The organism is Pseudomonas sp. Pseusp10, from assembly GCF_059492225.1.
Window position 1 is genome coordinate 5,444,338 of sequence record NZ_CP168528.1, and the last position, 11,137, is coordinate 5,455,474.

Below are 11,137 nucleotides of genomic sequence, written 5' to 3' on the forward strand. Positions count from 1 at the left end.
GTGCAGCCTGCCCCTTCCTGCCGGGCAGGCTGCATCCACATCAGACAACCTCGATCAACGTCAAATGAAGGTCGTCTTCGATCGGCACCGAGGGGACACTTTCAACAATCCAGCCCGCTTGAAGCCTGACCACCTCGACCTCGCCATCGCCCATTCCGTCATTACGGATCGAATACTGCAGCGATGACGGATGACGCTTGGCATAATCGAAACTCATGCCGCAGGCGATCAGGAAATCGATTTTTGCCTCCGTCAGCTCAACTTGAATGTCGCGCTCGCCTTCTTTCAGACTGTAGTAATCCAGACACAGATTGATTGCAAAAGGACAGCCATAGACGAGGCTATTGATGAACCTCCCTTCATAACCACCGAAATAACTGTGTTCAGCCCGCACGCTGCTGAGCTTCTTCACCCTGACTTCGACTTCCTCGGAAATCTTGAACAGCCAAAAGTCTCCATCCGAAGCCAGGTGCTTGCCAAAATCGATACCTGATACATGGCGCTTTGGCCACATCGACATCAAAGGCATATCGACTTCAAATTCTTTATTGGTGATCGCCAGCAAGTAATTAATAACATCGTAATAACTTGATTCACCTTCTCCGACTTTGATGAGTGTCGCACAGCTTCCCGCCAGCAATACGATCTTGCCATAGCGTTCCATTGGCAGTTCGGTCCTCAATGAAGCTATACAGGCTGGTACTTTCTCCAGATAGGCAGAGTTCAACTCATGGAGTTCCTCTTCATTGCGAACCTCTCGCCAGGGAATGTTCCAGAAGAACTCAGGCAGGGTAAAGAAAACACAAGCGGTCGCGCCATGATCCTCGCGAGCAGCTTTTGCAGCGATCTTGATTTTTCGGAGTACAAGCTCGGCACGAGCGACAAGTTCATCGTCAAGATAATCGCGAATGGATTGTCCGGGCAGTCGCGGCTGTGAAAACTGCGACTTGAAAGTGGGTTGGCGTAACGAAGCGATACTTACAAGCATTTATTCCATCCTTAGATACTAAAGGTCATTCCATTTGTTTTCCCCAGACACAAACACCCTTATAAAAGGATATTATTTTTTGGCAAAAGAAAACCCGAAAGATCGTATCGATACAATCTTTCGGGCTCAATATATAAATCATGCAAATTACTAGCAAACATGTAAGCCCGCTAGAGCATTGAATCTGTTACCACATCAGATCATCAGGAATCTGATAGGCCGCGTATGGATCATCCTCGGTGCTTACCTCTTCTGTCTTGACGTTCAGTTGCACGATGCGCTGCGGATCGCGCTCCTGAATCTTCAACGCCGCCTCGCGCGGAATTACTTCGTAGCCACCAGCATGATGCACGATGGCCAGCGAACCGCTGCTGAGCTTGTTGCGCATCAGGGTGTTGACGGAGATGCGCTTGACCTTCTTGTCGTCAACGAAGTTGTAGTAATCCTCGGTCGTCAGTTTCGGCAGGCGCGAGACTTCGATCAATTGCTTGACCTGCGCGGCACGAGCCTTGGCCTCGGCTTTCTCCTGCTGCTGGCGGTTGAGCTCCTGGTCGCGCTTGACCTTCTCGGCCATGGCTTCCTGCGCCGCGCGCTGCTGGGAATCATCCAGCTCGATCTGGCCTTTGTGGGCCAGGCGTTGTTGTTTCTGCTTGTCTTTGCTGACCTGCTTGGCCTGCTTCTGGTTGACCAGCCCTGCTTTGAGCAACTGGTCGCGAAGGGAAATGCTCATGGTGCTTATTACTCACTTAGGCCACGGCTCAACCGCAGCTGGGCAAATTCTTTTCCTGACGTTTGGCTTCGCCCCACAAGGCGTCCAACTCTTCGAGGGTGCAATCTTCCATGGGACGACGGGTGTCGCGCAATGCCTGTTCGATAAAACGAAAGCGTCTTTCAAACTTGCCGTTGGCTCCACGCAATGCGGTTTCCGGATCGACCTTGAGATGCCGCGCCAGATTGACCACGGAAAACAGCAGGTCGCCGATCTCGTCGGCCACGGCCTCGGGATCGTTTTCCGACATGGCTTCGAGGACTTCATCGAGCTCTTCACGCACTTTATCAAGTACCGGCAAGGCGTCCGGCCAGTCGAAGCCGACCTGCCCTGCGCGCTTCTGCAATTTGGCCGAGCGGGACAGCGCCGGCAGTGCGGCCGGAACATCATCGAGCAATGACAGCTGTTCAGGTGCCGAGGATTTCTCCGCGCGCTCCTCGGCCTTGATCTCTTCCCAACGCTGCCTGACCTGCTCTTCACTCAGGCGCGGGACATCCAGCGGCGCATACAGGTCACCGGTGGGAAACACATGAGGGTGACGACGGATCAGCTTGCGGGTGATGCTGTCGACCACGCCGGCGAACTCGAAGCGCCCTTCTTCGCGAGCCAGCTGGCTGTAATAAACCACCTGGAACAGCAGATCGCCCAGCTCACCCTGCAAGTGATCGAAGTCACCACGCTCGATGGCGTCGGCGACTTCGTAGGCTTCTTCAAGGGTATGCGGGACGATGGTGGCGTAGGTTTGCTTGATGTCCCATGGGCAACCGTACTGCGGGTCGCGCAGGCGGTTCATCAGGTGCAATAAATCTTCAAGGCTATACATCGATCAATCTCTGCCCGCTCTTTGTAGGAGCGAGCTTGCTCGCGAAGAACCTGAGGACGGCGCGTTTAACCTGATTGCTCGCGTCATCGTTAACGTCCATCGCGAGCAAGCTCGCTCCTACATGTCTTATGGTGTCCGGTTACGCCGGGTTTCGATGATGTTCGGCAACTGGGAAATCCGCCCCAGCAGCCGCCCCAGTGCATCCAGCCCTGGAATCTCGATGGTCAGGGACATCAGCGCGGTGTTGTCCTCTTTGTTCGAGCGGGTGTTGACCGCCAGCACGTTGATCCGCTCGTTGAGCAGCACCTGCGAGACGTCACGCAGCAAACCGGAACGGTCGTAGGCGCGGATGACGATGTCCACCGGATAGGTGAGCACCGGTACCGGCCCCCAGCTAACCTGAATGATTCGCTCGGGCTCACGCCCGGCCAGTTGCAGCACCGAGGCGCAGTCCTGGCGATGAATGCTCACGCCGCGGCCCTGGGTGATGTAACCGACGATGGCATCGCCCGGCAATGGCTGGCAGCAGCCGGCCATCTGGGTCATCAGGTTGCCGACGCCCTGGATCTGGATATCGCCGCGCTTGCCCGGTTTGTAGCCGGTGGCCTTGCGTGGAATCAGTTCCAGCTGTTCGTTGCCACGCTCCGGCTCGACCAGTTGCTGAGCCAGGTTGACCAGTTGCGCCAGGCGCAAATCCCCGGCGCCGAGGGCGGCGAACAGGTCTTCGGCGGTTTTCATGTTGGCCTTGTCAGCCAGCTTGTCGAAATCCACCGTCGGCAGACCGAGGCGACTGAGCTCGCGCTCAAGCAGCGTTTTACCGGCCGCGACGTTCTGGTCACGAGCCTGCAACTTGAACCAGTGAACGATCTTCGCCCGCGCCCGCGACGTGGTGATGTAACCCAGGTTCGGGTTCAGCCAGTCGCGGCTCGGGGTGCCATGCTTGCTGGTGATGATCTCGACCTGTTCACCGGTTTGCAGGCTGTAGTTGAGCGGTACGATACGCCCGTTGATCTTGGCGCCGCGGCAGTTGTGACCGATTTCGGTGTGTACGCGGTAGGCGAAGTCCAGCGGGGTCGCGCCCTTCGGCAAGTCAATGGCGTGACCGTCCGGGGTGAAGATGTAGACCCGGTCAGGCTCGATATCGACCCGCAGCTGTTCCGCCAGGCCACCGATGTCGCCCAGCTCTTCGTGCCATTCGAGCACCTGACGCAGCCAGGAGATTTTCTCTTCGTAGTGATTGGAACCGGACTTGACGTCGGTGCCCTTGTAGCGCCAGTGCGCGCATACGCCGAGCTCGGCTTCTTCGTGCATCGAGTGGGTGCGGATCTGCACTTCCAGCACCTTGCCCTCGGGCCCGATCACCGCCGTGTGCAGCGAGCGATAGCCGTTTTCCTTGGGGTTGGCGATGTAGTCGTCGAACTCTTTCGGAATGTGTCGCCACAGGGTGTGGACGATGCCGAGCGCGGTGTAGCAATCGCGCATTTCCGGCACCAGCACACGAACGGCGCGCACGTCGTAGATCTGGCTGAACTCCAGACCCTTGCGCTGCATTTTGCGCCAGATCGAATAGATGTGTTTGGCCCGGCCGCTGATGTCGGCATCGACGCCGGTGGCCTGCAATTCGTTTTTCAGCTGGCTCATCACATCGCTGATAAAGCGCTCGCGATCCAGTCGCCGCTCATGGAGCAACTTGGCGATCTGCTTGTACTGGTCCGGCTCCAGGTAACGGAAGGACAAGTCCTCCAGTTCCCACTTGATGTGACCGATACCCAGGCGATGGGCCAGTGGTGCGTAGATGTCGAAGACTTCACGGGCCACGCGGTTGCGCTTTTCGTCGTCGGCGGTTTTCACCGCACGGATTGCGCAAGTACGCTCGGCCAGTTTGATCAGGGCGACGCGGACGTCGTCGACCATGGCCACCAGCATCTTGCGCAGGTTTTCCACCTGGCCCTGTGTGCCCAGCACCAGGGATTTGCGCGGGCTCAGGCTGTCGCTGATCGCGGCCATGCGCTGCACGCCGTCGATGAGTTTGGCCACCACCGGACCGAAGCGCTGGCTGACGGCCGGCAACTTGATCTGGCCCTCGCGCACGCCTCGATACAGGATCGCGGCGACCAGTGAATCCTGATCGAGTTTGAGATCGGCGAGAATCTCGGCGATCTCCAGGCCGGTACGGAACGTGGAGTTCCCTTCCGACCACAGATTCTGTGCCGCATTGGCTTGCTGCTCAGCCTCGCGAGCGTACTCGCAGGCCTCTTTCAAGGCTTCGCGATCCAGTGCCAGATCGACACTCACCGCATGATCGAGCCAAGCCTCGAGATTGATACTGCCGTCGGTGTTGATCGGCTGGTGTGCTCTCACCTGTACCATCTTGCTTACCTTCCCTACGACGCAGATTCAATGCGTCAAATCGCTGACCTTCGTTGCCCGTGCGCCCACGTCGGGCTGGGTGCGCGGCTGCACGGGCGGGCCAGTCGGACCAGACGAGCATCCTAGCTCGCTTCAAATAACGCCATGGCCTCGACATGTGCCGTTTGAGGAAACATATCGAGAATCCCGGCACGTTTTAACCGGTAGCCCTGCTTGATCAATTCGACTGTGTCGCGCGCCAGAGTTGCCGGGTTGCACGACACGTACACCAACCGTTCGGCGCCCAGGGTCTTGAGCTTGCGAACAACCTCGAAAGCACCGTCTCGCGGTGGGTCCAAGAGTACCGCACAAAAGCCTTCGGCGGCCCATTCAGCGCCCGACAAAGGCTGGGATAAATCGGCCTGAAAAAACTTCGCGTTATGCAGATTATTGCTAGCCGCATTTGCCGCTGCCCGATCGACCATCACCTGCACGCCTTCGACCGCCACCACTTCACGAGCGGCCTTGGCCAATGGCAGGGCAAAGTTGCCCAGGCCGCAGAACAGATCGAGTACGCGCTCATCCGCTGTCGGCTTCAACCAGTCCAGCGCCTGGGCGACCATCGCTTCGTTGACCCCGGCGTTGACCTGGATGAAATCCCCTGGCCGGTAAGCCAACTCCAGATCCCACTGTTCAAGACGATAGCCCAACGATTGATCGGCCTCGACCGGTTGCGGTTCACCGGCGCCATGCAGCCACAACTGGGCTTCATGGAACGCGCAGAAATCCTTGAGGATGCTCAGGTCGGCGTCGGACAACGGCGCCATGTGCCGCAGCAACACGGCCAGTGTCGAGCCGCTGAACAACTCCACATGCCCGAGTGCCTGGGGTTTGCTCAAGCGCCGCAGCATCTCCGGCAAGCTGGCCATGATCGGTTGCAAGGGCTGTACCAGCACCGGGCAGTCATCGATGCCCACGATGTCCTGGCTGCCGGCGGCACGGAAACCGACTTCGAGTTTTTTCGCCTTCATGTCCCAGCGCACTGCGACGCGGGCGCGACGACGGTAGCCGAACTCCGGACCACTCAATGGCGCGGCCCATTCCTCGGGCTCGACACCGGCGACTTTGGACAATTGCTCGGCGAGCATGCGCTGTTTCAGGGCAAGTTGTTCGTTGTGAGGCAAATGCTGCACGCTGCAACCGCCGCAACGGCCGGCATGGGCGCACGGTGCCGGGCGGCGCATTTCGCTGGCCTTGAATACCCGTTCGGTGCGCGCCTCGACCACTTTGCCGTGGGCACCGAGCACCCGCGCCTCGACTTCTTCACCGGCCAACGCGCCGATGACGAACCAGGTGCGACCTTCGAAAAACGCGATGCCGCGACCGTCATTGGCCAGGCGCTCGATGCTCAGGCGCTGCTTTTTGCCAGTCGGGATTTGCGGGGCCTTGCTGCCGCCGGTGGGCTGGAAACGCAGGCCTCTTTCATGTTTGGCCATCAGTTGGGCGCGTCGAAAATGCCGGTCGACAGATAACGGTCGCCACGGTCGCAGATGATCGCGACGATCACCGCGTTTTCAACTTCTTTGGACAGGCGCAGCATTGCCGCCACGGCACCGCCCGAGGACACGCCGCAGAAAATACCTTCTTCGCGGGCCAGACGACGGGTCACGTCTTCGGCTTCGCTTTGCGCCATGTCGACGATCCGGTCCACGCGGTCAGCCTGGTAGATCTTGGGCAGGTATTCCTGAGGCCAGCGGCGGATACCCGGGATCGCCGAGCCTTCCATCGGTTGCAGGCCGATGATCTGCACGTTGTCGTTCTGCTCTTTCAAGTAGCGCGACACGCCCATGATGGTGCCGGTGGTGCCCATGGAGCTGACGAAATGGGTGATGGTGCCCTGGGTCTGGCGCCAGATTTCCGGGCCGGTGGTGGTGTAGTGCGCCTCGGGGTTGTCACCGTTGGCGAACTGATCCAGCACCTTGCCGCAACCTTCGGCTTCCATCTTCTGCGCGAGGTCACGGGCGCCTTCCATGCCCTGCTCCTGGCTGACCAGAATCAGCTCGGCGCCATAGGCGGTCATGGCGGCCTTGCGCTCGGCGCTGGAGTTGTCCGGCATGATCAGGATCATCTTGTAACCCTTGATCGCAGCGGCCATGGCCAAGGCGATCCCGGTGTTACCCGAGGTCGCTTCGATCAGCGTATCGCCAGCGTGGATCTGCCCGCGCAGTTCGGCGCGGGTGATCATCGACAGCGCCGGACGGTCCTTGACCGAACCTGCCGGGTTGTTCCCTTCGAGCTTGAGTAAAAGGGTATTGCTGGTGGCGCCGGGCAGGCGCTGCAAACGGACCAGCGGAGTGTTGCCGACGCAATCGGCGATGGTTGGGTACTGCAAGGTCATGGCGTATTCGCAATCCAGACTGCGGGGGCACCTATCATACCGGCAAACGTTCCCAGGCCATATCACGCAAAGTGTGGTGCTTATGGTTTATGGGAATAAGGGAGAAACTCGTTCTGAATGTACAGGCCTGTTCGCGGGCAAGCCCCGACCCTACAGCCCTGCTCGCACGACACGAAGACAAGCACCTGTCGCAGCTTCCCATCCCTTTAAAAACAAGGGGTAACAAATCGCTGTCAGAAAATGCAATTTTCTGTAAGAAAAAAGAATGCATTCATCGGAAGTTTCCTGCGCATTGCAACGGCATGCATGAACTAGTGAGTATCAGAGGTAGCAGATAATCTTTTTCCATGATCAGTCAAACAAGACGCCTGACTTTTCATAGGGTGCCGGGAAACGCGACAGCTCGTATGCGATGCTCACACCTTCAATTTTGTCAAAATGGACTTACATCAAGGAAGAAACAATATGAAGACTTTTTTTACGCTTTCTCTCGCGGGACTGATATTTGCCGCCGGCCAGGTTTCGGCAGCATGCATCTACATGCAAAACTCTTATAGTGGCATTCTCCCTGCAAACTCAGAAACAACTGTACAGGGACCATTTACTATCACCAGTGCGAACGGATGCCAACAGGCGAATATTTCATCCACTATTACAGGTCTTGGTTCTGGCTCCCCTCCATACCTGTTCATTGACAGACTGGATGGTTCAAACTGGAGCGAAGTCGACGGTGGCAACCGCCAAAATGTTTCTGCACTGGGCCGACTAGGCACTTACAGAGTCCGCCTAAAAAATGAACACAATGTAGCCAAAGGCTATTCCGGCACCACGCGCTATGGACGGTAAGCATTAGGATTGCCGGTGCCCGGTAGTTTTCCGGGCACCGGTGCGCTCAGGCTTTAATGCTTACGGACAGATCGTTTTGATCCGAACCTGCAAAAAAAGAGAGAGCTGCGATGGTGTGATTCGTACGTAACAAATCCTTGGTTATCTCATGAAATCCCGGATTGGAATACGACCCACTAACAGCCAATCGCTCCTCGAACATCTGATTAAACATGGCTATCGCATTGTACTTAACGCTTCTTGCTGTCTGATGACCATTTTCATCAAACGCCTTGTTCCCGGATATAAAAAAACCAAACACACCTGAATCAATCAAACCCTTTTCGAAGAATATCGCGCCAACCTCTACAAGCTCATCGGTAGTGACCGACGTGAAATCATAGCCCTTTAGTAAGCTTTTCAGATCATCAATTGAAAATTCGCTTGTGAAATTCAACGTACTTTCGGCCTTATCCGCCTCCGTTATTGTATAAACATTCTTTGTTTCCCCGGGATTATTGACAACATAAGGATCAACCTTCATCGACAAGGGTGGATAACTTATTATCATTTTTTTACCGTCCTCTCTTGGGCTTTATTCGCAAAACAGGTATCGGTATCAAACTTCAGTTCTTTAGCCCCTTACTCGCCTACCCCACCTAAAACATGTTGCAAGTTATATCCAACTAAGCATTGCGAACATCATCTGATCAAACCGGTGATGTATGAACCAATAACCGCATATTCATCCGCAACCCGCTCCCGGTGTTCTGCGCCCAAAGCTGCCCGCCCTGCCGCTGCACTGCATTCCTGGCAATGCTCAACCCCAACCCAAACCCGCCATCCCCCGGCCGCGACCCATCGAGGCGGGTAAATGGCAGGAAGATCCGCTCCAGATCAGCGTCCGCCACACCGCCGCCCTGATCCTCCAGCCACAGGTGCCAGAAATCGCCATCACACCGTCCACCGAGACTCACGACACCACCCTTCGGCGAATGGCGAATCGCATTGCGCAGTATGTTTTCCAATGCCTGGGCCAGGGTGTTGAGGTGACCGCGAACCCAGCAGGATGCATCCACCGTGCATTGCAACTGAGTATCGGGCCAGCCACTTTCATAGCAGGCATTTTCCGTGAGCATTTCCCACAGGGCCTGGATCTGGATGGCTTCGTCGGGCAATCGGGTGCGCTCGGTATCGAGCCACGCCAGTTGCAGCGTGTCCTCCACCAGGCGCTGCATGCCATCGACCTCACGGCCGATGCGTTCGCGCAATGGCTCCAGCCCCTGCTCGCTTTCACTGGCCACCCGCAGGCGGCTCAAAGGTGTGCGCAATTCGTGGGACAGGTCGCGCAGCAGTTGCTGCTGCAAGGCCACGGTGCTTTGCAGGCGTTCAGACATGTGATCGAACGCCCGGCCCAATTCACCCAACTCATCCGATCGATTGGTGGTTCGGGTCGACAGCCGTACGTTCAGTTGGTCGGCACGCCAGGCGTTGGCCTGTGCGCGCAGATGGTTGAGTGGCACCACCAACAGGCGATACAGCCCGACGCACAACAGCAAGGTGAACAATCCCGGAATCACGCCGTTAGTGATCACCCGCCAGAACACTCGGTAATGCCCGGGTACGAAGCGTTCGGGTAACTCGATCACCAGGCTGCCGGCGGAAGGGTCGCCGGGAAACGGTACGCGCATCCACGGCCGGCCTTTCTTGTGGACTGGCCAATCGAGGCCGCGCAAAAAAGTCAGGCGTTCGACTTCCTTGTCCGTCAGCGACTGGTTGCTCAAGGACTGCAAATCACCGCCGATGACACCGACCCAGCCTTTTTCCCGCTGAGACATGCCTTGCAGCCAGTCATCGACACCGGCGCTCTGTCGCCGGTGCCATGCTTGCTCAGCCTCGGCGGCATAGCGCGTCAGGGTGCCTCGGGCTTCATCCGAGAGGAACTGGTTGCGCTGCTCCATGTAGCGTCCCCAGGACCAGCTGAGCCAGATCATCAGCAAGCAGAACGCCACCAATAGGCAAGCGAGCTTCCAGAACAGCGAATGCCTGCCCGGCAAGTTACATTTCATCGGCGGCGCTCAGGATGTAACCCTTGCCCCATACCGTACGCACTTCGCGCCCGGTGTAGCCAATGGCCTTGAGCTTGCGGCGGATCTGGCTGACGTGCATGTCCAGGCTGCGGTCGTGGGCCGCATAGCCGCGTTGCAGCACCTGTTGATAAAGGAAAGCTTTGCTCAATACTTCGTCGGCGCTGCGGTGCAGCATCTCCAGCAACCGATACTCGCTGCGGGTCAGGCCGGCAGCCTGTTCGCCGTAAAAGACCTCGAAGCTTTCATCGTCGAAACGCAGGCTGTCCATCGACGGGGCCGAGACGGTGGGCGCGGGTCGGCGGTCGAGTGCCACCCGCCGCAGAATGGCTTCGATGCGCACCCGCAACTCCACCATGCTGAAGGGTTTTGGCAGGTAATCATCGGCCCCCAGGCGAAAGCCGCTGATGCGATCGGCCTCGGCACCGAGGGCCGACATCAGCAACACCGGGGTGGAATGGCTCTGGCGCAATTGGGTCAGTACCGCCAGGCCGTCCATGCCCGGCAGCAGAATATCCATCAGCACCACGTCGAAAGGTTGCCGGCGAGCAATGTCCAGGCCTTCCTGGCCGTTCTGGCACCAGGTCACCTGGAATCCGCTACGGTCCAGATGCTCATGAACGTAAGCTCCGAGCACAAGGTCGTCTTCGATGGACAGGATTCGGGGGAGGCCGGCAGTGATGGGAGTCATGGCTATCTGTAAATAATTCTCAGTTGAGTGATTATTCAAGATTGCCTCGCCAGGGGCAACCCACGGTTTGTCCGTATCGACAATGAGTCGCCCGGGCCGACGAATGACGGCACCATTTTTACCAGGATTGCCCGCGAGCAAATCGCTACACTGCGCAAGTGGTGCATGGCGGATGCATGTGCCGGTCGATAAATAGCGGGTGCAGGA

Annotated in this window: 10 protein-coding genes; 1 reads left to right on the top strand and 9 read right to left on the bottom strand. The window is 57.5% G+C overall.

The window, feature by feature from the left end:
- Positions 1-40: 40 nt before the first annotated feature.
- The 6 genes from ACEN8Z_RS24805 to cysM all read right to left on the bottom strand — a co-directional run bounded on the left by ACEN8Z_RS24805 (position 41) and on the right by cysM (position 7,327).
- Complete coding sequence (locus ACEN8Z_RS24805; RefSeq protein WP_442096882.1) at positions 41-988, bottom strand: hypothetical protein; 948 nt, start codon at positions 986-988, stop codon at positions 41-43.
- Positions 989-1,175: 187 nt separating this feature from the next.
- Positions 1,176-1,718, bottom strand: a complete 543-nt coding sequence (locus tag ACEN8Z_RS24810) for a DUF2058 domain-containing protein (RefSeq protein WP_108231709.1) — start codon at positions 1,716-1,718, stop codon at positions 1,176-1,178.
- Positions 1,719-1,746: 28 nt separating this feature from the next.
- Positions 1,747-2,580, bottom strand: coding sequence for a nucleoside triphosphate pyrophosphohydrolase (gene mazG / locus ACEN8Z_RS24815; protein WP_442096883.1), 834 nt, complete (start codon positions 2,578-2,580; stop codon positions 1,747-1,749).
- A 126-nt stretch (positions 2,581-2,706) separates the two neighbouring features.
- Positions 2,707-4,950, bottom strand: coding sequence for a GTP diphosphokinase (relA, locus tag ACEN8Z_RS24820; RefSeq protein ID WP_442096884.1), 2,244 nt, complete (start codon positions 4,948-4,950; stop codon positions 2,707-2,709).
- Positions 4,951-5,072: 122 nt separating this feature from the next.
- Positions 5,073-6,425 carry a 23S rRNA (uracil(1939)-C(5))-methyltransferase RlmD gene (gene rlmD, locus ACEN8Z_RS24825; protein WP_495595984.1) on the bottom strand — a complete coding sequence of 451 codons (1,353 nt, stop codon included), beginning with the start codon at positions 6,423-6,425 and terminating at the stop codon, positions 5,073-5,075.
- Positions 6,425-7,327, bottom strand: a complete 903-nt coding sequence (gene cysM, locus ACEN8Z_RS24830) for a cysteine synthase CysM (RefSeq protein ID WP_007997169.1) — start codon at positions 7,325-7,327, stop codon at positions 6,425-6,427. Before cysM ends, rlmD begins: the two co-directional genes overlap by 1 nt.
- 465 nt (positions 7,328-7,792) lie before the next feature.
- On the opposite strand from cysM, the gene ACEN8Z_RS24835 reads away from it, so the two are divergent.
- Positions 7,793-8,173, top strand: a complete 381-nt coding sequence (locus ACEN8Z_RS24835) for a hypothetical protein (protein WP_495595985.1) — start codon at positions 7,793-7,795, stop codon at positions 8,171-8,173.
- A 46-nt stretch (positions 8,174-8,219) separates the two neighbouring features.
- Here the strand turns inward: ACEN8Z_RS24835 and ACEN8Z_RS24840 are convergent, their stop codons facing one another.
- The 3 genes from ACEN8Z_RS24840 to ACEN8Z_RS24850 all read right to left on the bottom strand — a co-directional run bounded on the left by ACEN8Z_RS24840 (position 8,220) and on the right by ACEN8Z_RS24850 (position 10,930).
- A complete protein-coding gene (locus ACEN8Z_RS24840; protein ID WP_495595986.1) occupies positions 8,220-8,723 on the bottom strand; it encodes a hypothetical protein in 504 nt (167 codons plus the stop codon).
- A 139-nt stretch (positions 8,724-8,862) separates the two neighbouring features.
- Positions 8,863-10,221 carry a sensor histidine kinase gene (locus ACEN8Z_RS24845; protein WP_495595987.1) on the bottom strand — a complete coding sequence of 453 codons (1,359 nt, stop codon included), beginning with the start codon at positions 10,219-10,221 and terminating at the stop codon, positions 8,863-8,865.
- Complete coding sequence (locus ACEN8Z_RS24850; RefSeq protein ID WP_495595988.1) at positions 10,211-10,930, bottom strand: response regulator transcription factor; 720 nt, start codon at positions 10,928-10,930, stop codon at positions 10,211-10,213. The genes ACEN8Z_RS24845 and ACEN8Z_RS24850 overlap by 11 nt, the downstream gene beginning before the upstream one ends.
- Positions 10,931-11,137 lie beyond the last annotated feature (207 nt).